Origin of the sequence: Amycolatopsis sp. NPDC005961, assembly GCF_040629235.1 — a bacterium.
GTDB classification, from domain to species: Bacteria; Actinomycetota; Actinomycetes; order Mycobacteriales; family Pseudonocardiaceae; genus Amycolatopsis; species Amycolatopsis camponoti.
The window spans coordinates 59,408-82,634 of sequence record NZ_JBEXVF010000038.1; the positions used below are offsets into that span (position 1 = coordinate 59,408).

25 protein-coding genes and 2 pseudogenes are annotated in these 23,227 nt (G+C 69.4%); 14 read left to right on the forward strand and 13 right to left on the reverse strand.

The features are described 5' to 3' along the window. Positions 1–34: 34 nt before the first annotated feature. Both ABZ342_RS29495 and ABZ342_RS29500 read left to right on the forward strand, forming a co-directional pair. A complete protein-coding gene (locus tag ABZ342_RS29495; RefSeq protein ID WP_360479612.1) occupies positions 35–1,201 on the forward strand; it encodes a histidine kinase in 1,167 nt (388 codons plus the stop codon). Further along, positions 1,198–1,851, forward strand: coding sequence for a response regulator transcription factor (locus ABZ342_RS29500; RefSeq protein ID WP_360479615.1), 654 nt, complete (start codon positions 1,198–1,200; stop codon positions 1,849–1,851). Before ABZ342_RS29495 ends, ABZ342_RS29500 begins: the two co-directional genes overlap by 4 nt. A gap of 491 nt (positions 1,852–2,342) precedes the next feature. Here ABZ342_RS29500 and ABZ342_RS29505 read toward each other — a convergent pair whose 3' ends face one another. Beyond that, positions 2,343–3,233: an LLM class F420-dependent oxidoreductase gene (locus tag ABZ342_RS29505; RefSeq protein WP_360479618.1), complete on the reverse strand. Its 891-nt coding sequence runs from the start codon at positions 3,231–3,233 to the stop codon at positions 2,343–2,345. A 60-nt stretch (positions 3,234–3,293) separates the two neighbouring features. Here ABZ342_RS29505 and ABZ342_RS29510 point away from each other — a divergent pair, with 60 nt between their 5' ends. Continuing rightward, the gene (locus tag ABZ342_RS29510; protein ID WP_360479621.1) at positions 3,294–4,208 is read left to right on the forward strand and encodes a LysR family transcriptional regulator; all 915 of its coding nucleotides are present in this window, start codon (positions 3,294–3,296) and stop codon (positions 4,206–4,208) included. Between the two features lie 47 nt (positions 4,209–4,255). Here the strand turns inward: ABZ342_RS29510 and ABZ342_RS29515 are convergent, their stop codons facing one another. The 5 genes and pseudogenes from ABZ342_RS29515 to ABZ342_RS29535 form a co-directional block, all read right to left on the reverse strand. Then, the gene (locus tag ABZ342_RS29515; RefSeq protein ID WP_360479623.1) at positions 4,256–4,636 is read right to left on the reverse strand and encodes a hypothetical protein; all 381 of its coding nucleotides are present in this window, start codon (positions 4,634–4,636) and stop codon (positions 4,256–4,258) included. A gap of 222 nt (positions 4,637–4,858) precedes the next feature. Next, positions 4,859–5,317 (reverse strand): helix-turn-helix domain-containing protein, encoded by a 459-nt coding sequence (locus ABZ342_RS29520; protein ID WP_360479626.1) that lies wholly within the window; start codon positions 5,315–5,317, stop codon positions 4,859–4,861. A 51-nt stretch (positions 5,318–5,368) separates the two neighbouring features. Continuing rightward, positions 5,369–5,821 (reverse strand): alpha/beta hydrolase, encoded by a 453-nt coding sequence (locus ABZ342_RS29525; protein ID WP_360479689.1) that lies wholly within the window; start codon positions 5,819–5,821, stop codon positions 5,369–5,371. A 40-nt stretch (positions 5,822–5,861) separates the two neighbouring features. Further along, positions 5,862–6,146, reverse strand: a pseudogene (locus tag ABZ342_RS29530) (alpha/beta fold hydrolase); the annotation flags it as partial. Positions 6,147–6,267: 121 nt separating this feature from the next. After that, on the reverse strand, positions 6,268–6,969 hold the full coding sequence (locus tag ABZ342_RS29535) for an SDR family NAD(P)-dependent oxidoreductase (protein ID WP_360479629.1): 702 nt from the start codon (positions 6,967–6,969) through the stop codon (positions 6,268–6,270). Between the two features lie 127 nt (positions 6,970–7,096). Here ABZ342_RS29535 and ABZ342_RS29540 point away from each other — a divergent pair, with 127 nt between their 5' ends. The 6 genes from ABZ342_RS29540 (at position 7,097) to ABZ342_RS29565 (ending at position 12,499) form a co-directional block, all read left to right on the forward strand. Further along, positions 7,097–7,534, forward strand: coding sequence for a TIGR03618 family F420-dependent PPOX class oxidoreductase (locus ABZ342_RS29540; RefSeq protein WP_360479632.1), 438 nt, complete (start codon positions 7,097–7,099; stop codon positions 7,532–7,534). A 22-nt stretch (positions 7,535–7,556) separates the two neighbouring features. Next, the gene (locus ABZ342_RS29545; protein WP_360479635.1) at positions 7,557–7,982 is read left to right on the forward strand and encodes an OsmC family peroxiredoxin; all 426 of its coding nucleotides are present in this window, start codon (positions 7,557–7,559) and stop codon (positions 7,980–7,982) included. A gap of 117 nt (positions 7,983–8,099) precedes the next feature. Continuing rightward, on the forward strand, positions 8,100–8,564 hold the full coding sequence (locus ABZ342_RS29550; protein WP_360479638.1) for a helix-turn-helix domain-containing protein: 465 nt from the start codon (positions 8,100–8,102) through the stop codon (positions 8,562–8,564). Between the two features lie 60 nt (positions 8,565–8,624). After that, positions 8,625–9,488 carry an enoyl-CoA hydratase/isomerase family protein gene (locus tag ABZ342_RS29555; protein WP_360479641.1) on the forward strand — a complete coding sequence of 288 codons (864 nt, stop codon included), beginning with the start codon at positions 8,625–8,627 and terminating at the stop codon, positions 9,486–9,488. A gap of 5 nt (positions 9,489–9,493) precedes the next feature. Further along, entirely contained in the window at positions 9,494–10,546 is a 1,053-nt protein-coding gene (locus ABZ342_RS29560; protein ID WP_360479644.1) for an aldo/keto reductase, read from the forward strand. Positions 10,547–10,603: 57 nt separating this feature from the next. Then, positions 10,604–12,499: a Na+/H+ antiporter NhaA gene (locus ABZ342_RS29565; RefSeq protein WP_360479647.1), complete on the forward strand. Its 1,896-nt coding sequence runs from the start codon at positions 10,604–10,606 to the stop codon at positions 12,497–12,499. A gap of 24 nt (positions 12,500–12,523) precedes the next feature. On the opposite strand, the gene ABZ342_RS29570 is transcribed toward ABZ342_RS29565, so the two are convergent. Beyond that, positions 12,524–13,345 (reverse strand): alpha/beta fold hydrolase, encoded by an 822-nt coding sequence (locus tag ABZ342_RS29570; protein WP_360479650.1) that lies wholly within the window; start codon positions 13,343–13,345, stop codon positions 12,524–12,526. Further along, positions 13,342–14,202 carry an alpha/beta hydrolase gene (locus ABZ342_RS29575; RefSeq protein ID WP_360479653.1) on the reverse strand — a complete coding sequence of 287 codons (861 nt, stop codon included), beginning with the start codon at positions 14,200–14,202 and terminating at the stop codon, positions 13,342–13,344. Before ABZ342_RS29575 ends, ABZ342_RS29570 begins: the two co-directional genes overlap by 4 nt. A 211-nt stretch (positions 14,203–14,413) precedes the next feature. Here ABZ342_RS29575 and ABZ342_RS29580 point away from each other — a divergent pair, with 211 nt between their 5' ends. Both ABZ342_RS29580 and ABZ342_RS29585 read left to right on the forward strand, forming a co-directional pair. Further along, positions 14,414–15,199, forward strand: a complete 786-nt coding sequence (locus ABZ342_RS29580; RefSeq protein ID WP_360479656.1) for an isocitrate lyase/phosphoenolpyruvate mutase family protein — start codon at positions 14,414–14,416, stop codon at positions 15,197–15,199. A gap of 149 nt (positions 15,200–15,348) precedes the next feature. Beyond that, positions 15,349–15,524 (forward strand): annotated as a pseudogene (locus ABZ342_RS29585) (LLM class F420-dependent oxidoreductase); the annotation flags it as partial. A 49-nt stretch (positions 15,525–15,573) separates the two neighbouring features. Here the strand turns inward: ABZ342_RS29585 and ABZ342_RS29590 are convergent. Beyond that, the gene (locus tag ABZ342_RS29590) at positions 15,574–17,244 is read right to left on the reverse strand and encodes an FAD-dependent oxidoreductase (protein WP_360479659.1); all 1,671 of its coding nucleotides are present in this window, start codon (positions 17,242–17,244) and stop codon (positions 15,574–15,576) included. A gap of 256 nt (positions 17,245–17,500) precedes the next feature. On the opposite strand from ABZ342_RS29590, the gene ABZ342_RS29595 reads away from it, so the two are divergent. Continuing rightward, a complete protein-coding gene (locus tag ABZ342_RS29595; RefSeq protein WP_360479662.1) occupies positions 17,501–18,823 on the forward strand; it encodes a ParB N-terminal domain-containing protein in 1,323 nt (440 codons plus the stop codon). A 5-nt stretch (positions 18,824–18,828) separates the two neighbouring features. On the opposite strand, the gene ABZ342_RS29600 is transcribed toward ABZ342_RS29595, so the two are convergent. Genes ABZ342_RS29600 through ABZ342_RS29615 form a run of 4 tightly spaced genes read right to left on the reverse strand, consistent with a single transcriptional unit; the run spans position 18,829 to position 21,456 of the window. After that, positions 18,829–19,668: an enoyl-CoA hydratase/isomerase family protein gene (locus ABZ342_RS29600; RefSeq protein ID WP_360479665.1), complete on the reverse strand. Its 840-nt coding sequence runs from the start codon at positions 19,666–19,668 to the stop codon at positions 18,829–18,831. 16 nt (positions 19,669–19,684) lie between these two features. Further along, entirely contained in the window at positions 19,685–20,059 is a 375-nt protein-coding gene (locus ABZ342_RS29605; protein WP_360479668.1) for a UBP-type zinc finger domain-containing protein, read from the reverse strand. Then, entirely contained in the window at positions 20,059–21,267 is a 1,209-nt protein-coding gene (locus tag ABZ342_RS29610; RefSeq protein ID WP_360479671.1) for an MFS transporter, read from the reverse strand. The genes ABZ342_RS29605 and ABZ342_RS29610 overlap by 1 nt, the downstream gene beginning before the upstream one ends. A gap of 9 nt (positions 21,268–21,276) precedes the next feature. After that, on the reverse strand, positions 21,277–21,456 hold the full coding sequence (locus tag ABZ342_RS29615; RefSeq protein ID WP_360479674.1) for a hypothetical protein: 180 nt from the start codon (positions 21,454–21,456) through the stop codon (positions 21,277–21,279). Positions 21,457–21,771: 315 nt separating this feature from the next. Here ABZ342_RS29615 and ABZ342_RS29620 point away from each other — a divergent pair, with 315 nt between their 5' ends. Continuing rightward, complete coding sequence (locus ABZ342_RS29620) at positions 21,772–22,521, forward strand: SDR family NAD(P)-dependent oxidoreductase (RefSeq protein ID WP_360479677.1); 750 nt, start codon at positions 21,772–21,774, stop codon at positions 22,519–22,521. A 93-nt stretch (positions 22,522–22,614) separates the two neighbouring features. After that, on the forward strand, positions 22,615–23,043 hold the full coding sequence (locus tag ABZ342_RS29625) for an OsmC family peroxiredoxin (protein ID WP_360479680.1): 429 nt from the start codon (positions 22,615–22,617) through the stop codon (positions 23,041–23,043). The last annotated feature ends 184 nt before the right edge of the window (positions 23,044–23,227 follow it).

Genomic DNA, 23,227 nt, shown 5'->3' on the forward strand with positions numbered 1-23,227 from the left:
ATGATCACCCCGGCACCCCGCAGGAAGGACGGCCGTGCTTCCGACCACCGCGCCGCAGCCGGTCCGCGGCCTCGTGATCACCGAGGTCGTGGTCCTGGCCGGGCTGAACCTCGAACTACTCGTGCGGCGACTGATCGTGCACGCCCCGGCCCCGGCGGGCGAGATCCTCTACTTCGCGGTAGGCGTGGTGATCGGTGGGCTCGCTCTGCTACGGCGGCGGTTCCCCGATCGAACGGCGGCCCTGGCTGCCTCGGCGATCGCGCTTTCGCTGGCCTGCAGCGCGGTCGGCTTCTTCGCGACACCGCTGGCCGACGTCGGCGGCGATCCGGAGGTCGCAGCGACGATGCTCCTGGTCGGAGCGGCTTGCCACCGGCTGCCACGAGGGTTCGCCGCCGCTCTTGCGGTGCTCGGCGGGCTCGCGATGGCGTCTGGGCCGGTGCTGCGGTACGGAGGCACGTCCGCGACGCTGGCCGTCGCGGTCATGTGGGCCTTGCTGTGGGGCTGCAGCGTCATGGTCGGGCTGATCTTGCGCGACGGCGACGCCCGCCGCGCGGCCGCGCAGGCAGCCGCGCGCGACCGGGAACGGCTTGAGCTGGCTCGTGAGCTGCACGACCTGGTCGCCCATCACATCACCGGCGTCGTAGTACGCACGCAGGCCGCGGGCGTGATCCTCGCCCGGGGCCCGGAGCAGGAATTGATCAAGGAGATCGAGGAGGCGGGAGCAGCGGCCCTCGGCGCGGTACGACGGCTGGTCATGATGCTGCGCAGCCCCGGGCACGACACGATCGTTCCCGCGAGCAACCTGGTCGAGACCGTCGAAGCCGCGGCCGCTCACGGCGACAACGTCACAGTGCGGCTCGCGCCGCGGCTGGCCGACCTGGTGGTCACGCCGGAAACCGTGTCGACCGTTCATCGCGTGGTGCTCGAATCACTGACCAACGTCGGCAAGCACGCCCACGACGCCCGACACGTCACCGTCGTGGTCGAACCTGCTGAAGATGGCCGGCACCTACGCGTCGAGGTGTGCAACGACGGGCTCCGCCCGGGCCGGGTGCGCCGCGCGCCGGGCGGCTACGGCCTGATCGGGATGGGCGAGCGGATCGCAGCGCTGGATGGCAGGCTGACCGCCGGGCAGCACGGGGATCGCGGCTGGCGGGTCCTCGCCGAACTACCGCTGCCCGAAGGGGGAACGTCACGGTGACCCTGCGAGTCCTGCTGGCCGACGACCAGGCCATGGTGCGCACCGGGTTCCGGCTGATCTTGGAGCGGGTGCCTGGCGTCGAGGTGGTCGGCGAGGCCGGCGACGGCCGGCAGGCGGTCCAGCTGGCCCAGGAGCTGCGGCCCGACGTCACGCTCATGGACATCCGCATGCCCGTCCTCGACGGCTTGGATGCCACCCGTCAGCTGGCCGGCCCAGACGTCGAGGATCCGCTGCGCGTCCTGGTCGTCACCACCTTCGACCTCGACGAGCTGGTCCACGAGGCCCTCTGCGCCGGCGCCTGCGGCTTCCTGCTGAAGGACGCCGGCCCAGGTCTGCTGGTCGAGGCGGTGAATGCGGCTGCGAACGGCGAAGCACTCGTCTCACCGTCGATCACCACTCGGCTGCTCGCTCACTTCACCGCGTCCCCGGCCCGCCGCAACGCCCGCCGCGCCGATCCGCCCCTGAGTCAGCGGGAGCTCGAGGTCACCCAGGCCATCGCCCGGGGCCGGACGAACGCCGAGATCACCGAGCAGCTGATGATCTCGCTGTCGACGGTCAAGACGCACCTCGCCTCGATCCAGCGCAAGATCGCGGCTCGCAACCGCACCGAAATTGCGGTCTGGGCATGGGAATCCGGCCTGGTGCGCTAAACCGACAGCATCGTCTGGTACGGCGCGGCGGATGATCGCCGCCCGCGTCTTGTCCTGGCACGTCGGGCCGACCGGCCAGTGGGTCTCACCCGTTGAGGGCACTCATGCCGCGTCCTCGCGGTGGCACGATGGTAGTCGCCGGACGACCCAGACGGCGACGGTCCACTCGGCTGCGGCCACCATCGCGCCGCACCGCTCCCGCAGTGCGGGGTTCACCCTGCACTTCCGTTCGGTGACCCCCACCGGTGGGGTCGCGCGTTGAGTCGAGTCCTGGAACAACAGCGGCTCTTTCGCCGCAGCACCGTGTCCGGCCCCAGGGGCAACTCCAGCCGTGGGACCACCGCGTTGCCAGTGATGGGACCGGCGGCAGAAGCTGGTCCACCGACAGAACATGTTCCAGATCCGCCGGTGGACCGATCATGGCGACGGCGACCCGAACGTCCGGATATGCCGACGCGCGGATGGACTCAGTAACGAACTCGCCGAGCCGGTCACGGTGAACCCGGACTGTGCGGCAAGCCGGCGTGGTGTTCCAGGAACCGCGCGACCTCCGACGCATCCTCGAGCGGCAGCGGGTAGATCACCAGGCGGTCCACTCCAAGCTCGGCGTAGCGCTGCGCAGAACGAGGTTCCACCACCACCGGATCCAGTGGCAGGTAACTGATCTCCAGCTTTCCCAGCCGCTCCGGGCGCTCGACCTCGCTCGCGGCCTGCCGTAGGCCGGCCAGGTGCCGGGGCAGGTCATCGAGCGTGCCGTTGCCGAACCAGCCGTGGCCGCGGGTGATCGCGCGGCGGAAGGCGGCCCGGCTGTGACCGCCGATCACGATGCGCGGCCCGCCTCGCCGGGCCGGGCGGGGATGCGCGTCGACGTTCCGAAACTCGACGAACCGGCCCTGGTACGCGGGAGCCGGGTCGGTCCACAACGTCGTCATCGCATCGAGGTATTCATCGGTACGGCGGCCTCGTTCGGACATCGCGACGCCGACCGCGCGCATCTCGGGTTCGAGGTATCCGGCGCCGACGCCGAGCAGCAAGCGGCCACCGCTGAGCACGTCCAGGCTCGCGGCCTGCTTGGCGAGGACAAGCGGGTTGCGTTGCGGCAAGATCACGATCCCGGTCCCGAGCTCCAGCCGCCGGGTGACGGCCGCGACGTAGGACAAGTGGACCAGGGGGTCGAGAATCGGGTCGGTCGGCTCCATCGGCGCCGCCGCCACCCGGGGGCTGGGCAGCACCACATGGTCACCGGCCCACCACGACGAATAGCCGAGATCCTCGGCCAGCCGCGCCAGCTTGACCGTCTCGGCCGGGCCCAGCGTGGCTTTCGCGTTCAGTCCCGACACTCCCAGTTCCATTACCCGTGCCCTCCTGCCGTCGATGATCACTTCCCATCGTCGGGCAGCCCGGGACCGGCCGTCCAAGACTTGCGGCTATAGCCTGTGGCTATGGATGTCCACGTCCGGGATCTGCGCTACTTCGTCGCGGTGGCCGAAGAGCTCAGCTTCACCAGGGCAGCCCACCGGCTGTTCATCGCCCAGCCGTCGCTGAGCAAGCAGATCCGCCGGCTGGAAACCTCGTTGCAGGTCGCGCTGTTCGAACGGGACCACCGCGCCGTCGCGCTGACCGCCGCGGGCGCGGCGCTGCTGCCGCAGGCCCAGCGGATCATCGAGCAATGGGCGGTTGCGCAGAGCGCGGTCTTCGACGCGGTCACCGCACAGCACACCACCCTGACAGTCGGCTTTCACACGAGAATCGGCCGTGGTCTCATCCCCCACGTCACGGCCGGGATGGCGACATCGCTGCCGGGCTGGAAGCTACTGTTCCGGCAAGTCCCCTGGAGTGACCCCACCGTCGGACTCTCCAGCGGCGAGGTGGACGTCGCCATCGCCTGGCTACCGATCCCGGACGACGGCGAGTACTCGTGGAAGGTCGTCGCCAGCGAGGAGCGCTGGGTGGCCCTGCCCGCCGGTCACCGGCTCGCGCCCCGAGCGGTCGTCCCGCTGGGTGAGCTCGCCGACGAGCCCTTCGTCGCGCTCCCCCGCACGGCAGGACCGCTTCGCGAGTTCTGGCTGGGAAACGACCAGCGCCCGGCACCGGCCCGGATCGTCGCCGAGGCCGAAACCGCCGAGGAATCCCTCGAAGCGGTCGCCTCAGGACTCGGGGTGGTGCTGCTGTCCGCCGGCAACGCCGAGATCTATCAGCGCGACGACATCGTGTGCCGCCCCGTGACCGGGCTCAGCCGTTGCGAACTCGCTGTGGCCTGGCGAGCCAAGGACGACCGTCGCGCCGTGCATGTCGTTGTCGAAGCGTGCACACGATGCCTCTGCGGCGAATCGGACACCACCTCTTCCGCCGGGTAGCGAGACCGCCGCTGGCCCCGCCGGCTGCAGATTCCACCCAGCGTCTGTCATCCGCCGGGGTGATGCACATACTCGAAGGCGCCATTCCGGGCGTTCGCGTGTTCGAACATCCGCTGAAGCGAGTCGACGACGCCACGTTCGTCGCCATGAACCTCGTAAGCGTTGCTGACCAATTCGGTCACCACCAATACCGCGTCGTCGACGTGCGCCGGGCTGAGCGCCTGCAGAGCTTGCCCGGTCCACCACCGGCCGCTGCCCACCAGAGGAAGTCTCCATTGCTTCTGGCGCAGGTCGAACTGGGCCGGGGTGGACGCGACCCGATCAGCATCGGCGATGAACAGCGTTTCTTCCTCGGGGACGGTGACGGTGTCGTCCTGCGCGCGACCGCGCCCGGCACGCGAGGACGGATTCGCTTGGGCGACGTGCACGGCCGAGTGCTTCCGGCGTTCGCCGAGCCGGGCACCGCCACCGTGAACAAGCCCCGGTGATCGGCGCCACCATCGTCGGCTATCGCGGCGGAGTGAGTTGGATATAGCAACCGAGGCGCAGTTCGACAACCAGCCCTTGCCAGTGGGCGCGACAGACGACCGAGAACTCATCGGCCGTCTGGGCCGGCACCCAGGCCGTCTGCCCAGACATCACGTGCCCGCTTACTGTGGGTACACGTCTGTCTGGATCGTGTCGACGTCGTCCGCGGGAACCTCGTAGCCCAGGTCGTCGATGAACGCCACGTGCACCGGCCGGCCCGTCCGACGGGCCCGGCGCTCGATGCTCGGCCCGTCGGACCACGGCAGATGAGCGTCACCCCACTGCTGCAACGCGCCGACCACGACGTGGAGGGCACGGCCCGCGTCGGTGAGGTGGTACTCGTGCCTGATCCGGCTGCCCGGCTCCTGGTACGGCGTGCGGGTCATCACCCCGAACTCGACAAGGGTGGTCAACCGGTCGCTCAGGACGTCGGCTGCTACACCGAGTGACTGCCGGAAGTCCGCGAACCTGGTGATCCCGACCAGTGCGTCCCGGATGATCAGCAACGTCCACTTCTCGCCGAGGACCCCCAGGCTCCTGCTGACGGAGCACGTCGACTCCTGCATCCTGACGTCAGCCATACCTCGAAGATACACCTAGGTCGGTGTTCCGGTCCCAGTTGGGACACGACGCTACAGCGACCGCGCGGCCTCGACGATGACCGACGCGACGTCGTCCGGCCGGGACACGGCGCTCGAGTGGGACCCGCCGTCGAGTTCGGTGACCCTGGCACCGATCGCCTTGGCCCGATCACGCTGGTAGCCGGGGTGGATGGTGCGGTCCGCGGTGGGAATGATCCACCAGCTGGGCAGGCTCTTCCAGGCCGGTTCGACCGAGAGTGGTTCACCGAAGGCGAGCGCCGAGGCGGGGCGCTGGGTCGCGGCCCCGACCGCTGCTTGCTCTTCGGTCAGGTCGGCCGCGAAGAGCTCACGGTACTTGTCCGGAGCCAGGGTGAACTCGGGAAGATCGGCTCCGGGGTAGGTCCACGGCCGAAGCGCCTCCCCCAGTCCGGTGTCCGGGTAGTCCGCCGTCGCGTTCTGCGCGTTCTCGCCTTCGCCGAGTCCGAAGGCGGCGAGGAAGACCAGTCCCTTGACGTTGGGGGGCCTTGGTGCCCGCGTAGGTGATCACCGGGCCGCCGTAGCTGTGGCCGACGAGGACGACGTCTCCGCCGGTCTGCGCCGCCTGAGAGGCGACGTATTCACCGTCGGCGGTCAACCCTCGCAGCGGGTTGGCCACCGCGCGGGCTTGCACCCCGGCCACGCCGAGCCGGGCGATGACGCCGGACCAGGCAGATCCGTCGGCGAAGGCACCGTGAACGAGGAGAACTATCGGCGACATCCGGGACCTCTTCTTCCGAGCCGCTCCTGGCGGCGGGCAACCATGACGAACGAACCGGGCTGCATCGCCCATCAGGATCCAGCTGAGCCATTCCTACGCTTCGGTGGCGAAGTGTCAAACTCAGGCAGGTCAATTCACGATCCAGACCCCGGCCGGCGGTCGCTGATTCCGTGGAATACCGAAGCCGACGCGGTCAGGCCGCAAGACCGTCCACAGTCCACAGTTGTCCGCTTGTCCCCGACTCCAGCCGGGCGAGCAAGCCGGCGGCCGCTCGCTCCTCGGAGATCAACCGGCCGGACTCGTAGGAGTGCATGAAGCGCGCGTGCAGCTCCGGACCGATGGCTTCCGGCGCCTGATCGCGGATCCAGGCCTGCATGCCGGTGTCGACCACCCCCGGCCGGTACGCGTTGACGGTGACGCCGGTACCCACGAGCTCGGCGGCGAGATTGATCGTGTGCGCCTCGAGCGCGGCTTTGGTTGCCACGTAGGTGGTTCCGCCGATCATGTCGGCCGGACGCACTGCCAGGCCGGACGACACGTTGACGATGCGACCCCACCCTCGTTCGACCATCGGGGGGATCGCCGCCGCGCTCAGCGCCACGACGGCGACGGCGTTGATCGTGAACGCGTCGAGGACATCCGCCGGCGAGAGGTCGGCCGTCGGCCCCAGCGGCGCGACCGTCGCGGCGTTGTTGATCAGGATGTCGGCGTCTTCGTGGCGCAGCTTGCCCGCGACCCACTGCACCTGGGCGGCGACAGCGAGATCGGCGACGTGAGTGCTGACCCGGCGTCCCTTTCCCGCCACCGTCCGGCCGACCTCGCGGGTGGCGCCGGTCACCGCGGCCGTTTTTCCTGCGAGGTTCGATGTCATGGGAAAGGGGCCTTTCTGGGCCAAGGAAGTACGGATCCGGTGAAACAGCACAGCACAGAACTCACGATTCCGGCCCAGCAGGACGCCGGATCGGCCGCACCGCAAGAAATGCTGTTGTAGCGTTCGCCGGGCGGCCGGAAAGGAGCCTGGAATGCTGACTCTGGAAGAAGCGGTGAGCATCGCCGAAGGCGAGAACGGCATCGCCGTGGCAGCCACCCTGAGGGCGGATTCGACCATTCAATCGTCTCTGGTGAACGCCGGTGTGCTCGCCCACCCTTCGACCGCCGAGAAGGTGCTGGCGTTCGTCACCTACGGCCGGGTGAAGATCGCCAACCTCCGCGCCCGTCCCCAGATCGCGGTCACCTTCCGCACGGGCGGGACCTGGGCGACGGTGGACGGGACCGCGGAGCTCGCCGGCGCCGACTCGCCGCAGGATTGGCTCGACCCGGAAGGACTTCGCCGGCTGTTCCGCGATGTCTTCACCGCGGCCGGCGGCGAGCACGACGACTGGGACGAGTACGACCGCGTCATGGCGGAACAGCGTCGCACCGTCGTCCTGGTCCGCCCGACGCGGATCTACAGCAACTGACCCGGGAATCGAGGGAACGACCGTGATCGCCAGCGCGACAGCATCCTGGCAAGGCACCTTCCACCAGGGCGACGGCACCATCTCGACGTCGTCGACGACATTGCGGAATCACCCCTACACCTTCGCGAGCCGATTCGAGGGAGCCGAAGGCGGAAATCCGGAAGAGCTGCTCGCCGCCGCGCACGCGGCCTGCTACAACCACACGGTCGCCAACATCCTGCTCAAGCGTGAACTGCCGGCCGGGTTTCTGACGACGATCGCGCAGGTCGACATGGGCTCCGACGCGGTGACACCCGGCATCCGTGGTGTGCATCTCATCGTCCACGCGGTACTGCCCGGAGTGACCGCGGAGCAGTTCCAGGAGATCGCCGAACGCGCCTTGCGCACCTGCGCGATCTCGAAGGCCCTGTCCGTGCCCGTCACCCTCGACTCCGTGCTCGAGAACTGAACCGGAGCCTTCGGCAGCTTTGCCGCTCTGCCCTCCGGGTCGATCGCGGAGTAGAGTTGGTGAACAGGATTCAGCTTCCGTCGCCGCGCCGCTCCCACACCCGAAGGCGGACACCGCATGCCGATCGCGAAACTGCAGAACACCAGCTGTTCGGTCTCACGAAGTCTGGCGATCCTGGGCGAGCGGTGGACCGTGCTCATTCTCCGGGACGCCTTGGAGGGCTTCACCCGCTTCGAGGAGTTCCGCGGTTCCCTGGGGCTCGCGGCCGACGTGCTCAGTGACCGGCTGAGCACGCTGGTCGAGTACGGGCTGATGACCCGCGTCTCCTATCGGGAACCAGGTCACCGAGCACGTCACGAGTACCACCTGACCGACGCCGGACGAGAGCTGCACGTGATCGTCGGCGGCCTCCAGCTGTGGGGAGACTCCCACCTTCCCTGGCCCGGTGGCCCGAGCACGTTCCGCCGATCGGCCCGCACTGGCGAGGCCCTGCGCGTCGCGTTCGTCGATCAGAAGGGCCGGGCGGTGCCCCTCGACGAGGTTCGCACCCTCCACACGAACGGCTACCCCTCGCGTGGCTGAATCCGGATCGCGAAAACCATCTGAGTAGTTATTGCCAACTCAGATAGGTAGCCTGAGGCCATGACCTTCCTCGACGACTTCACTCCCAAGCACTTCCGGCTCACCGCCGAATCCGACACGTTCTGGCGCGTCACGTTCGACAACCCGCCCGTCAACGTCATCGGGCCCGACCTGATGAGCGACCTCAAGCAGCTGCTCACCGAGCTCGAGACCAACGACACGGTCAACGTCGTCGTCTTCGACAGCGCCGACCCGGACTTCTACCTGGCGCACTACGACCTCGCACCGGATCCCGCGATCGCCGAGGCGCTGCCCAGCCCCACCGGCTACCCGGCCTGGGTGGACATCACCGTCCGCATCAGCAAGCTCGCCGCCGTCACGATCAGCGCCATCCGCGGGATCGCCCGGGGCGCGGGCAGCGAGTTCGTCCTCGCGACCGACATCCGTTTCGCCAGCCGGGAAAAGGCGATCCTGGGCCAGATGGAGGTCGGGTTCACGGCCGTTCCCGGAGGTGGCGCCGCCGGCCGGCTCCCCGCACTGGTCGGTCGCGGCCGGGCGTTCGAGATCCTGCTCGGCGGCGGTGACTTCGACGGCGTCCAGGCCGCCGAGTACGGCTACGTGAACCGCGCGATCCCCGACGACGAGTTCGTCGCCTTCGTCGACGCCTACGCCACGCGCGTGTCGAAGTGGGACCACCGCGTCCTCGGTGAGCTCAAGGACTTCATCAACAAGTACACCCGCCTGCCCGACGAGGAGTACCCGCTGCACTCGGACAAGTTCTGGGAAGCCGCGGCCCTTCCCGGGTTCCAGACGATCGCGGCGCGGCTGTTCGAGGCGGGCCTGCAGCAGCGCAGCCCGCTCGAGTACAACCTGGGCGACGACATCGCCGAGATCTCGGCCAAGGCCGCGGCGGAAGGGAAGTAGCGGACGTGCGCTACTCGACGTTCGGGCGGCGCACCGGTCTCCGGGTGTCGGAGTTCGCGCTGGGCACGGCGAACTTCGGCACCGGCTGGGGTTCGGGGGCCAACACCGCCGAGTCCAAGCGGATGCTCGACCGCTACGCCGAAGCCGGCGGGAACTTCCTCGACACCGCGGAGAACTACCAGGCCGGCGAGTCCGAGAAGTTCCTCGGCGACCTGCTTCGCGCCGACCGGGAGCACTTCGTCCTCGCCAGCAAGTTCGGCTTCGGCGCCGAGGCGGATCCCGGGATCTCGGGCACCGGCAACAGCCGGCGTAAGATGGTGCGTGCCGTGGAAGCGAGTCTCGAGCGGCTACAGACGGATTACCTCGACCTGTACTGGGTGCACGCTCCCGATTCCGTGACGCCCACCGAGGAGATCGTCAGGGGGTTCGACGACCTCGTCCGCGCGGGAAAGATCCTGCACGGCGGGCTGTCCAACTTCCCCGCCTGGCGTGTCGCGCGGGCCGCGACGATCACCGAGCTGCGCGGCATCGCACCCCTGGTCGGTGTCCAGGCCGAGTACAGCCTGGCCGAGCGGACCGCCGAACGCGATCTGCTGCCGATGGCCGAAGGCCTCGGGCTCGGCGTCGTGCTCTACTCCCCGCTCGCGGGTGGCCTGCTCACCGGCAAGTACCGCTCGGGCGCCGAGGGCAGGCTCACCACCTGGAAGTCGGTCATCCACGTCGAAGACGACGCGCAGAAGGTGTCCGTCGTGGACACGCTCCTGAAGGTCGCGGCCGATCTCGGCAGGCCGCCGGCCGAGGTCGCCACCGCCTGGGTGCGCGAACGCGGCCGGCGGGCCGCGACCACGGTGCTGCCGATCATCGGCCCGAGGACCGTAGGCCAGCTCGACAGCTACCTCGCGGCGCTGGACCTCGAGCTGTCCGACCAGCAGTACCGCGAGCTGGACGAGGTCAGTGCCGTGCGCGGCGGCGTTCCGCATGACATCGTCACGCAGACCGCCGACGCGCTTCTCGGCGGCCACGGCGCCGACTTCGACCGTCCGGCGCCCGTCGCCTGAGGACGATCCTGTCACGTAATCCCCACAGCCGGCCAAGACATCGAGAGAGGACGGCCGTTGTCCCAGGTCTCCGACTCCGCGGGACAGACCGCGTGGCGGCACGCCGTGTCCCGCCGCGTGCGGCGTTTCGCCGAATCCGAAGCCGGTGGCGCGGTGGCGCTGCTGGCGTGTGCCGCGCTCGCGCTCCTGTGGGCGAACCTGGGCCCGGGCACCTACGAGGCCGTGTGGCGCACCCCGCTGTCGGTGTCGTGGGACGGTCACGGCATCGACCTGAGCCTGCGTGAATGGGTCAACAGTGGACTGATGGCCTTCTTCTTTTTCGTGGTGGGGCTGGAAGCTCGCCGCGAATTCGACCTCGGCGAGCTGCGCGACCGCAGCCGGCTGATCCTGCCCCTCGCGGCCGGGCTCGCCGGGATGGCGGTGCCCGCCCTCGTCTACCTGCTGGTCACCGCCGGCGGCCCCGCCGCGCGGGGCTGGGGCGCCGCGATTTCGACCGATACCGCGCTGGCGCTGGGTCTGCTCGCGCTGTCCGGGGTCGGTTCGAAGCCGCTCCGGTCGTTCCTGCTCGCCATCCTCGTGGTCGACGACATCGTGGCCCTGGTCGTGATCGCCGTCGCCTACACCGACCGGCTCCGGGTCACCGCGCTGCTGTTCGTCGTCGCCGTCGTGGTCGTGCTCGTCGTCGTCCGGACGGCCGGGGTCCGCAACGGTGTCGTCTACTTCGTCATCGGCATCGCCGGGTGGATCGGCCTGCTCGAATCGGGCATCGACCCGGTGACCGCCGGCCTGGTACTCGGGTTGCTGACCTGGGCGTACCCGGCCGCCCGCACGGACCTCGAGGAGGCCATCGGCCTGGTGCGCGCGTTCCGCGAGCAGCCCACCGCCGACCTGGCCCGCTCGGCCCGGCTGGGACTGCGGTCGGCCATCTCCCCCAACGACCGGATGCTGCGGCAGTTCTCCCGCTGGGTGACCTACGTGGTGGTGCCGCTGTTCGCGCTCGCCAACGTGGGCGTCACCGTGACGCCGGAGTTGCTGGCCAAGACCGTCACGTCGCCGATCGTCCTCGGGATCGTGCTCGGCTATGTGGCCGGGAAGCCGCTCGGCGTGCTCGGGATGTCCGCGGTGGTCACCTTCGTTTCGCGGGGCCGGCTGCGACCGCCGGTCGGCTGGGTGGCGGTCGCCGGGCTGGGCGCGATCGCCGGCGTGGGGTTCACGGTCACGTTGCTGATCGCCACGCTGGCGTTCCGCGGTCCCGAGCTCGACGAGGCGAAGCTCGGCGTGCTCTCCGCCGCCGTGCTCGCCTTCGCGATCAGCAGGCTGGTCTTCGCCGTCGGGAGCCGGCTCGGCTCGCGGGCGCTGCTGGGCACCGCTCCGGCGCTGATCGACCTGACGGACCCGGTGGACCCCGGCCGTGACCACGTCCGCGGGCCGGCCGACGCGCCGGTCACCGTCGTCGAGTACGGCGACTTCCAGTGCGAGTTCTGCGGCCGGGCGGAGGGCGCGGTGCGCGAGCTGCTCGCGGAGCGTGCCGACGTCCGGTACGTCTGGCGCCACCTCCCCCTGGCCGAGGTCCACCCGCAGGCCTTGCTCGCCGCCTACGCCGCCGAGGCCGCCGGGCGGCAAGGTGCCTTCTGGGCGATGCACGACCTGCTGCTGGCCCACCAGGACGACCTCACGTTCCCCGCGCTGGTCGGCTACGCCGGGGAAGCCGGCCTGGACGTCGAGCGCTTCCGCGGAGATCTCGCGCAGCGCCACGGGCAGGACGTGATCGCGGAGCACATCGACTCGGCCGACCGCAGCAGCGTCTCCGGCACGCCGACGTTCTTCGTCAACGGCCGGCGGCACCACGGGGCCTACGACATCGCCGCGCTCACCGCCGAAGTGGACGTCGCCCTGGCCCGGGTGGCCACCGAAGTGACCACCCGGGCCGGTCGAAGTGGACGACGCCGGTAGCGGGCCGGCCACCGCCGGCGTTCTTCAGCCCCTCAGCCGGGATTCGGTGTGCCGGAGCCACTCGAGCGTGATCCGGGCGACCTCAGCCCAGCCGCTGTCGAACACCAGTGAATGACCGCGTCCCGGTACGGCCCGGTATTCGGTGTTCGTGCCGGGCCGGTAGAGCTCGGCGGCCTGGCGGGCCACGACCTCGGGGATGGTGTGGTCGCGCTCGCCGCCGAGGATCAGCAGCGGCCCGCGTCCGCTGTCGTCGAGGTCGACTTCGGTCGGCGACAGCGGGTCCTTCTTCGCCCCGGTGAGGTCGAAGACCGGCTTTCCCGGTCCGGGGATGATCCACCGGTCGTAGAGGCGGTCGGACTCGGCGCGCTCGAGGGCGTTGCCGAAGCCGTAGCGGAACTGCCGCCGGCTCAAGGTGACCGCGCCCGTCGCGTTGGACTTCTTGCGCAGCACCGGAAGTGCCGAGCGGATCTGCGGGAACGGCAGTGCCCGGACGCCCTTGACCGGCGCCGGATCGATCGCGACCGCCGCCACGGCCGCGCCCGAGGCGAGCAGTTTCTGCGCGACGAGGCCGCCGAAGGAGTGTCCGATGACGACCGGAAGTTCGGGCAGCCCCTTGATGAGCCGCTCGAAGTGCTCGGTGATCTCGCGGACGCCGAAGCCCGCCACTCGCGCCGGGTCACGCCGGGTCAGCTCGACGGTGTCCGACTCTCCGGGCCAAGCAGGGGCTTCTGCTTGGTAGCCCTCGGCCGTGAACAGGTCGACCCAGGGCTGCCACGCCGAAGCGTGCACCCACAGGCCGTGGATGAAAACGACGGGAATGGCCACTGTGGACTCTTTCTCCTTCATCGCGCCGAGGCGGCGCGCTCGATGAGTGCGGCCACGGCCGCCGGCACTTCCAGCATGGCCAGGTGCCCGGTCGCCGCGGTGACGACGACGCCGTGTGCGCGGGCGGCTTCGGCGAACTGTTCGGCGGGCGGGATGATCTGGTCGGCGGTGCCGACGAGGAACCAGCTGCGGATGGTCTTCCACGCGGGCACGCCCGAAGGCTCGCCGAGCGCGCCTGCCGCGGCGGGCGTCTGTGCGGCGGCCAGTTGCCGGGCGGTCTGCCGCGGCAGCCGGCCGGCGAAGGCCTGGGCGAACAGCGGGCGCTTGACGTACAGGTCGGGGTCGCCCGCGGGCGCCGAGGGGTCCTGGACGACGTCGAAGACGGTGGCCGGGTCACCGGCCAGCCGCGAACCGGGCTTGGCCGCGCTCAGCTGCGCGGTCGACTCCCCTTCCGCGGGCGCGAACGCGTCGATGTAGGCCAAGGCCTGGACGCGCGGCGCTTGGGTGGCCGCGTTGGTGATCACCGCGCCGCCGTAGGAGTGGCCGACGAGCACCACCGGCCCGGTGGTGGCCTGGTTGACGAACGCGGCGACGGTCGCGGCGTCGCCGACGAGACCGCGTACCGGGTTGGGTGCGGCGAGCACGGTGTAGCCGTCGCGTTGCAGCCGCTCGGTCACCGGCGCGAAGCTCGACGCGTCCGCCCACGCGCCGTGCACGAGAACGACGGTCGGCCTGCCGGCTGCGGGAGGACTCGACGTATCGGGAGACGCGGACGGCTCGGCACTCGCCGGGCCACTGGCAACCACCGCGGCGGCGGCCAGGCCGACGACGGTGAGCGCGGCGGTTCGCACGCGCGGCCGGATCGGGAAGAGGGACATCGGGGTTCTCCTGGGGAGGGGGCGTTTTCACGAAGAACGTTTGTTCTCCCTCTTGCAGACAAACATCGCTAGCTGACTCTGTCAAACCAAGTCAGCGTCTCGCATCGTGATTCCGATACCCATGAGTATTGCGATTCCACTTCTGGCTAAGTTTGTAATGACAACTTATCGGCTAACGTGACGTCACTTCCCCACTCCGAGAAGGGCCCTTATGACCGGCAAAGACGTTGCGGCCCAAGCCACCGAGCTGCTCCGGCTGCACCGCGATCCCCAGCTCCTGAGGGTGGTCAACGTCTGGGACGTGATCAGCGCGAAAGTCGTCAGTGGAACCGACGGCACCACGGCGCTCGCGACCGCGAGCCATTCGATCGCGGCATCCCGCGGGTACGAGGACGGGGAGAACATCCCCGTGGCCGAGATGCTCGACGAAGTCGGGAGGATCACCTCCGCGACCGAGCTGCCGGTCACGGCCGATCTCGAAGGCGGTTACGGCAATGCGCCGGAGACCGTCCGCCGCGCGATCGCCGTCGGGGTGGCCGGCGCCAACATCGAGGACCAGATGAAGCCGCTCGCCGAGGCCGCGGCCCAGGTCGAGGCGATCATGAAAGCCGCGACGGCCGAAGGGGTGCCGGACTTCGTCCTCAACGCCCGCACCGACGCGTTCGCCAAGGCCGGCGACCGCGACCCGGCGGACGTGCTCGCCGACGCCGTCCGGCGCGGCAGGGCGTTCCTCGACGCCGGTGCGCCCGTCGTCTTCGTGCCCGGGAACCTGTCCGACGACCAGATCGCCACGCTGAGCGACGCGTTCGGTCCCCGGCGGCTGACCGTCGTCGGCCTGCCCGGGCTGCCGGCTCAGGACCGTCTCGCCGAACTTGGTGTCGCCCGGATCTCCTACGGACCCCTTTCCCAGCGAGTCGCGCTGACCGCCCTCGCCGAGCTCACCGAGTCCATTCGCGACGGTGGCCGCATTCCCGCCGGCACCCGGCCACTCAACTGAGGATTCACCCACTGGAGCAGTCATGACCGACCGCGCTTGGCCGCTTGACTTGATCGCCCTGGCGGCGACCTCGGCCGTCGCGGTGGCCGTGGTGTACCTGCCCCACTCCCAGCGGGCTCGTCGGGTCCCCGGCGTCGAGCCGCTTCTCGGTCGGCGGTGACGGCAGCGACTGGCTGGTGGACGCCTTGATCCTGCACGGAACCACCGACAAGATCGCCCGAGGAATCACCGCGCACCTCGACGCCGGTGCCGACCACGTGAACATCCAGGTCCTCGATGAGACCCCCTGGCCCTCGCTCGAGCGCTGGCAGAGGTCCTTCTCTGACGAACCGAGCCGGCGTGGCCCGCTGGGCGGACCACGCCGGCTCGGTGGTTCACACGCCGGTCGTGCCCAGCGCCGAATGCACGGAGCTGATGGCACTGGCCCCTTCGCCGACGGCGGCCGCGACGCGCTTCATCGATCCGGCTCGCACGTCTCCGGCGGCGAACACCCCCGGCTGGCTCGTCTCGAAGGGCAGGGGACGGCGCCCGAGCTTCTGCCAGGCCTCCCCCAGCTCGGTGTCGTCGACCCGGGCGTCGGTCAGGATGAAACCCCGCCGGTCCGCGGCGATGCCGGTCATCCATTCCGTGGCCGGGGTCGCGCCGATGAAACAGAACAGGCCGACGCAGGCTTGCTCCCGGGTGTAGGCGTTGCCGTCCGGGTCGGTGCCGCTGATGTCGATGCGCTCCAGGCTGGTGTCTCCGTGCAGAGCGGTCACCTGCGCGCTCGTCCGGACCTTGACCCGGGGGTGGTCCACGATCCGGTCGGCCAGGTAGGCGGACATGCCGGCGTAGAGGTCGGCGCCCCGCACGACCAGCGTGACCGGGCTTCCCCGCTCGGCGAGGTAGAGCGCGGCCTGGCCGGCCGAGTTCGCCCCGCCCACCACGGCCGCCGGATTCGGGCCGCACGCTCGCGCCTCGAGTTCCGTCGCCGCGTAGTAGATGCCGGCGCCCTCGAACTCGCTCCACCGCTCCAGCGGCAGGGCTTTGTACCGGGCCCCGCTGGCGATCACCACCGCGCGGGTGTCGATCGGCGTGCCGTCCTCGAGCACGACCCGCAGGTGGTCCCCGCTTTCGGTGTCCAGGCGGGCGACCTGGCAGGGGCTCGCGATGCGCGCGCCGAACTTCTGCGCCTGGATCGTCGCGCGCCCGGTCAGTTCGGCGCCGCTGATGCCCGAGGTGAACCCCAGGTAGTTCTCGATCCGCGAGCTCGCGGCCGCCTGGCCGCCCGTGGCGACCGTGTCGAGCAGGAGCGTGTCCAGCCCCTCGGACGCGCCGTAGACGGCCGCGGCCAGACCGGCGGGCCCACCCCCGACCACCACCACGTCCAGCAGCTGACCGGGCCTGGGGTGGTAGGAGTAGCCGAGGTGCTCGGCCAGCTCACCGGGAGTCGCCCGCTTAAGCACCGCCGTGGCCGTCACCACCGCGGGGAGATCGTCGGCCGTCAGGTTCGCCGCGAGGGCGAGAGCACGCCCTGCGGGCGACTCGATGTCCGTCCAGGTGTGCGGGAGCTGCTGGCGGGCGACGTAAGTGCGCAGGGCCAGCGCCGCGGCCGACGTCTCCGCGCCCAGGAGCTCGACACTCCGCGCGCCCTCGTTCGCGCGCAGGACCTGCCGGCGGGCCAGCAGCGCGCGAAGAACGACGTCCGAGAGTTCGCCATCGGAACTCATCAGCCTGCGGAACGCGTCCGGGCCGACGCGATACACGGCTCCGGCCTCCGCGACGCGTGAGTCCAGATAGGTCGCCTGCCCGGTCAGCAGGTTCAGCTCGCCGCTGAACTGGCCCGGGCCGTAGCTCGCGACCACGGTGCCCGGATCGTCGCCTTGGCCGCGACGGAGGATTTCGGTGCGTCCCCGCTCGACCAGGATCAGGTCGCAGGACACCTCGCCGGCGCGGAACAGCCATTCGCCGGCCTGGACATCGTGGGCTTCGCCGTAGGTCTTCAGCCGCTCCCATTGAGTGCGGGTGAAGGTCGGGGAGGCGGGGTTCGCCTGTGGTGCCGACATGTCGCTCCTGATTCGTCGTCGGACGGTGCCGGCCGCCGCTGGGCAGCGCCCGAAGTCCCTCTGAGCTGGAGTTTCCAACTTAGCAAGGTGAGTTGCAGAAACCAACTCAGATGAGTCCGCCCACAGTGAACAGATGAAGTGCGCTCTTGGGCGCCTATTGCCCACCGAACGCAGTCTTGCTAGCTTGGTTTTACCAATTCAGATGCTCTGCACCCCTTCGCACCTTCCAGCCCGCGGCAGCACGCAGGAGATCACCATGAGCGTCACCGCTACCCGGACCACCGACGAGACGATGCCGAGCGGCGGACAGGACGTCGTCAGCCTGCTCCGCCGGAAAGGCACCGGGGCGTTCGAAGGCACGCTCGGCGGGGTCGAGCTTCCGCTCGCGCAGGTGGGCCGAAACCCCGACAACCCGCCGTCCCGGTACCGCAACATCGACCGCCTGGCGAACAGCGTCCAGACCTGGGGACTCATCCAGCCGATCGCCGTCGTCCCGATCGACGCCTGGCTCGCCGAGCACCCGGCCCACGCCGGGCACCCCGACCTGGCCGGTACCGGCTTCGTCGTATCGGCAGGCAACCGGCGGCACCTGGCGCACCAGATCGCCGGGCTGGGTTCGATCTCCGCGGTGCTCCGGGAAAACCACGGCGGGAAGCTCACCTCGGCGCTGATCCCCATCATCGAGAACGCCGAACGGCAAGATCTCGGCCCGATCGACCAGGCCGTGCAGTTCCAGGTCCTGGTGGACCTGGGGATGTCACAACGGCAGATCGAGGCCGCGACACCGTTCAGCCAGAGCCACATCAGCAAACGCCTCAGCCTTCTCGCCCTGTCGGACACGCTGAAAGCGGCCGTCAACACCGACCAGCTGGAAGTCGGGCAGGCGCTGGCGCTCGTCAAGGCACCTCAAGCAGTGATCCCCGAAGACGACGCCGACGACGAGGCCCGCTGGGCCGCGCAGGAGGAAGCCTGGCGACTCATGCGTGAGAACAAGTGGACGGCCAAGGGCGCGATCGCTCACCTGGCATGGCACCGCCGGACGACAGACGAACCGGCGACCGATCGCCCGGTTGCCGGCACCGCGTCGAACGACGCCGCGGAAATCGGCACCGAGGACCCCGCGGCCCGCGACCGCACTCGCCACCGGCAGCTCCCCGCGCATCCCTCCTCGAGCCCTTCGCATGCGCGGGTCGTGGCCGCGCGTCGGCGGGAGTCGATCTGCCGGCTTCTGGTCGGGCAACGGCCGAGCGCCGCGGAGGCCGCCAAGGTCCTGGCCGACCACGTGCTCCGCGAGACCGAGCACGCGGAAGTCCGCGCGCTGGCGCATCGATGGCTGGGATCTCTCGGCTTCGGACCCGCCGGGGCCACCGCGGAAGGGTGGGAGCGTGCCGTCCGGACCAGCACGGACACGCGCGTCAGGGAGCAGGCCGCCGTCGCCTACGGATGGGCACGGCTCGAACTCGGGGCGCGCCAGGACCCCGACTCCTGGAGCGCGGACGTCCTCGAATACCTCCGCGCGCTGACCCGGGAACACGGGTACGTCCCCAGCGACGAAGAACGGAGCCTGATGCACGGCTGACGGGATTACTGTTCCCCCGGCAGATCTTCGAGGTGCGATCCCAGGTTCGACTCCAGATCGCCACGCTTCTGCAGCCCCTGCGCGAAGAGTGCCGCGACCCGACCCTGCAGCTGGTCGGTCCGCACGAACTCCTGAAAGCGCGCCGCGTCCGCGCGCACCTGGTCGATCGGCGGGAGCGTGAGGGCGTTGATCGCCCGCTTGGCGCTCAGCACCGCCTCCCTGGGGAAGGAAGCGATGCGTCTCGCGATGGCGGAGACGAGGTCGTCCAGCTCGCCGTCCGGAACCGCCTGGTTGATCCACCCGTACCGCTCGGCGTGCTCCGCGGAGTAGTCCGACGAGGTCAGCACGACCTCCAGCGCCCGGTTGCGACCGAGCAACCGCGTCAGGTGCTGCAGCGCGCCGGCCCCCGGTGGGGCGCCCATGCCGACCTCCGGCTGCCCGAACGTCGCGGATTCGCGCGACGCGAATTGCATGTCACAAGCGAGCACGAACTCGCTGCCCGCGCCGCCGACCCGGCCCCGGATCTTCGCGATCGTGACGACACCCGCCTCACTGAACCGGCGCCACAGCACCCCCAGCGACGCGTCTTCGGGACCGCCGCCCGCTTTGCCCGCCTCAGCGACGTACTGCGGCACCTTCGTCAGGTCGACGTGGGGAAGGAAGTACTCCCGGTCGGCCGAGCCGAAGACCACTACTCGCACTTCCGGCCGTTCCGGCAGGCTCAGCACCAGGCTGACGAGGTCCCGCACGAGTTCCGGTCCCACCAGGTTCAGCGGCGGGGAGTCGAAATCGACCGTCAAGACGCCATCGACCAGATCTGTTCGCAGTGTGGTGTAGGGATTCATCTCGTTCACCTTCCGATCAGGGGTTGAGCTTCTGCTGCCAGTCACGCGGGACACGATCCGCCGGCCCTGGCACGGGCTGGGAAAGCGGGTGCGACCGCGGGGGCGCCAGCGCCGGCCCATCTTCGTACACCGTCTGTTCGGCGTAGTTCCAGAACCACTCTTCGCCCGGCTCGAAGCTTTGGATGAAGGGGTGTCCGGTGTCTTCGAAATGCCGGGTGGCGTGCTGCGACGGTGAGTTGTCGCAGCAGCCGATGTGGCCGCACGCCGCGCACCGCCGCAGATGGAACCACCACCCCCCTTCCGCGAGGCACTCGACGCATCCAGTACCTGACGGCGCGACGGCCGGCTCGATCCCGGGAATGGTTTGCATGTTTTCTCTCTCCTCCACCATCAAGAACTTCTTCCCTGCTCGACTTGCCGATCCCGGCCGGCCACGGCGCCCACCACAGCCTGAGGAACGAACAGCACGAGAAGCACGACGAGCGGAACCGTCCACCCGCCGCTCGCGTCGTGCACCACACCCAGCAGAAACGGACCGGTCGCGCCGAACGTGTACCCGAGACTCTGCGCCATTCCGGACAGCTGAGACGCCGTGGCGCCGTCTGGGGACCGGAGGACGATCAGCGTCAATGCCAGGGCGAGCGCCGCCCCTTGGCCGAACCCCATGACCGCAGTCGTCACGACGTCGAGACCCGGAAACACCAGGATGCCGAATACACCGAGGGCAGTCGTCCCGGTGATCGCGAGTACCGCCCAGCTCTGCTTCCGCGTTTTGGTCGCCAGCACCGGAGCCACCAGCGCCCCGGCGATACCCGTCAGGCTGGCGATCGAGAGCATGAGCCCGGCGACCGCCGGATCGACGCCGCGCGAGGCCAGGATCTGCGGCACCCAGGAGGCCAGCGAGTAGTAGCTCAGCGACTGCAGCGCCATGAAGCCGGTGACCTGCCAGGCCAGCGGCTGCCGGCTCAGCACGGCCTTGCCCGATCGTGCGCCTCGCCCCGGCAGCCCCGCACGCAGGGCTCGCGGGATCCACGCGAACAGGGCGAGGACTGCCAAGCCACCCCACACCGCGAGCGCCCCGCGCCAGTTCATGCCGCCGGCCCGGGCGATCGGGACCGTCAGACCGGCCGCGAGCGCGGCTCCCGCCGAAATCGCCATGGTGTAGAGGCCGGTCATCAGGCCGGCCCGGTCGGCGAAATCGCGCTTGATCATCGCGGGCAGGAGGACGTTGCCGATCGTGATCGCGCCACCCACCAAGACCGTGCCGGCGAAGAGCGCGACCCGGCCGTCGAGGGCTCTGACCGCGATACCCGCACACAGCAGCAGCAATGCGACGACGAGCGCGCGTTCCATGCCGACTCGACCGGCCAGCCGCGGAACGGCCGGTGCCAGCAATCCGAAGCACAGAATCGGAAGAGCGGTCAGGATCCCGGCAGTGGTGCCCGAAAGCCCCTCGGACAGCTTGATTTCGCCGAGCAACGGCGCGACTCCGACGACCGCTGCCCGCAGGTTGACGGCGAAGAGGATGAGAGCAATTCCCGTCCACCAGGCCGTTCTCCGCGGCGACTGGAGCGCCTGACGTGTGGCAGTAATGGCCACAAGGACCTCTCATTCACATCTCGAGCCGGAGCGGTCGCCCCAGAGCGGTGATCCAGCTGACCGGCTCTTCGCGAAGAGATCCGCGCACAATGCCGTGTCCGCGTACTCGTCCGGGATCCGCTCGCCGTGGCCGAAAGCAGGCGCCGCCAGCGTCAGGGCACCGAGGTTCAGCTTCGGGGCTTCCGGCACGATGCTCTCCTCCGAGGTCCAGCGACGTCGCCTACGTTGTCATTCACAACTCAGGAGACAGTACCCAGGGGCACAACGGGCCAGCAAGCAGACGCGTCACTCCTATCGGGAATTGCGGCGATTCTGCGGAATCGCCCGGCATCCGCTGTCGTCAACCTCTCAAGTGGATGCGCCCCGGCCTACGTCGTCCTAGCTTATTCGTTGTAGAGCAACGCATCCCAGCCGTCTGCGCGGGGCCTCCTCCGTTGCACTCCCAAGAGACAGCGCCACGTCGGTGATCAGCGCGACGGCATCCCTGAGCAGAAAGAAGAAACCGTGTCTGCATCTTTGACCGGAACGACCGCATTGGTCACCGGATCCACGAGCGGCCTCGGCCGCGCCATCGCCGGCCGGCTGGCCGAGCTCGGCTCCCACGTCATCGTGTCCGGGAGGGACGCGAACCGTGGCGCGAAGGCGGTCGGCGAAATCCGGTCCACCGGCGGCAAGGCCGACTTCGTCCAAGCGGATCTGTCCGACGCCGCCAGCGCCCGCTCCCTGGCGGCAGCAGCAGCGGCCGTCACCGGCAAGATCGACATCCTGGTGAACAACGCGGGCATCTACGGCTTCTCGGCAACGGCCGACACGACCGAGGCGGAGTTCGACACGACCTACGACATCAATGTCAAAGTGCCGTACTTCCTGGTCGCCGCTTTGGCCCCCCAGATGGCAATCCGAGGCAACGGCGCCGTGGTGAACATATCGACGTCGCTCGCGGTCAAGGGCACGGCGGGCGCAGCCGCCTACTCGTCGAGCAAGGCCGCCATCAACCTGCTGACGAAGTCATGGGCGGCCGAGTTCGGAAGCAGCGGCGTACGAGTCAACGCGGTATCGCCCGGCATCATCGAGACGGAAGGCGTCGACCGCGTCGTGGGTGACGACCGATCGCTGTACTACACAGGAACTCCCGCAGGCCGTATCGGACAGCCGCACGAAATCGCCGACGCGGTCGCCTACCTCGCCTCCGACGACGCGTCATTCGTCCACGGAACCGTCCTGTTCGTCGACGGCGGTGTCTCCGCAACGTAGTTTCTCCGACATCACCGATCTGAGTTGGGGTCGCCAACTTAGATGGGTACTGTGAGGTCTCGACCACCTCGATAAACCAAGCAAGGGGAAAGAATGATCGTCAATGCTTATTCCGACTGGAGCGGTTCGTTCAGGGAAGGGACCGGAATCGTCTCGACAACCACCGATACCCTCCGGGATGCGCCCTACACCTTCGCCAGCAGGTTCGAGGGTGCACCCGGCGCGATTCCGGAGGAGCTGCTCGCCGCCGGCCACGCGGGGTGCTTCAACCACGCATTGGCCAACATCTCCGGACAGAACGACCTGACTCTGGACGCGGTGCACACCACCGTCCAGCTCACGATGGGCACCGACGACCACGGGCCCTCCATCGCCGCCATCCACTTCGCCGTCGAAGCCACGCTGCCCGGTGCGTCCGAGGAGAAGTTCCAGCAGATCGCCGAAGGCGCCCGTGCGTGGTGCGCGTTCTCAAAGGCTCTTTCGGCGGTGGACATCACGATGAAGGCAACACTTTCTCAGTAGCAGAGAAGCCGATCCGAGCGACCGGTCGCGCGTGCGCATGATGCGCCCCGGCAGGTAAGTACTCGAACACACTCACCTGCCCGGCGGCACCAGCAGTCTGTCGGCTCCGGCGGCCATCGCCGCGGGAGCCGAAGATGAACACCGGACGGCGGCCGTCGGAGGTGAAGGTCGACCCCGCGACGAC

Coding starts and splice junctions, on each gene's coding strand:
- ABZ342_RS29510 (WP_360479621.1), top strand. CDS start 3,294: ATGGATGTCCACGTCCGGGATCTGCGCTACTTCGTCGCGGTGGCCGAA.
- ABZ342_RS29520 (WP_360479626.1), bottom strand. CDS start 5,317: ATGGCTGACGTCAGGATGCAGGAGTCGACGTGCTCCGTCAGCAGGAGC.
- ABZ342_RS29540 (WP_360479632.1), top strand. CDS start 7,097: ATGCTGACTCTGGAAGAAGCGGTGAGCATCGCCGAAGGCGAGAACGGC.
- ABZ342_RS29550 (WP_360479638.1), top strand. CDS start 8,100: ATGCCGATCGCGAAACTGCAGAACACCAGCTGTTCGGTCTCACGAAGT.
- ABZ342_RS29555 (WP_360479641.1), top strand. CDS start 8,625: ATGACCTTCCTCGACGACTTCACTCCCAAGCACTTCCGGCTCACCGCC.
- ABZ342_RS29570 (WP_360479650.1), bottom strand. CDS start 13,345: ATGAAGGAGAAAGAGTCCACAGTGGCCATTCCCGTCGTTTTCATCCAC.
- ABZ342_RS29575 (WP_360479653.1), bottom strand. CDS start 14,202: ATGTCCCTCTTCCCGATCCGGCCGCGCGTGCGAACCGCCGCGCTCACC.
- ABZ342_RS29580 (WP_360479656.1), top strand. CDS start 14,414: ATGACCGGCAAAGACGTTGCGGCCCAAGCCACCGAGCTGCTCCGGCTG.
- ABZ342_RS29590 (WP_360479659.1), bottom strand. CDS start 17,244: ATGTCGGCACCACAGGCGAACCCCGCCTCCCCGACCTTCACCCGCACT.
- ABZ342_RS29595 (WP_360479662.1), top strand. CDS start 17,501: ATGAGCGTCACCGCTACCCGGACCACCGACGAGACGATGCCGAGCGGC.
- ABZ342_RS29600 (WP_360479665.1), bottom strand. CDS start 19,668: ATGAATCCCTACACCACACTGCGAACAGATCTGGTCGATGGCGTCTTG.
- ABZ342_RS29605 (WP_360479668.1), bottom strand. CDS start 20,059: ATGGTGGAGGAGAGAGAAAACATGCAAACCATTCCCGGGATCGAGCCG.
- ABZ342_RS29625 (WP_360479680.1), top strand. CDS start 22,615: ATGATCGTCAATGCTTATTCCGACTGGAGCGGTTCGTTCAGGGAAGGG.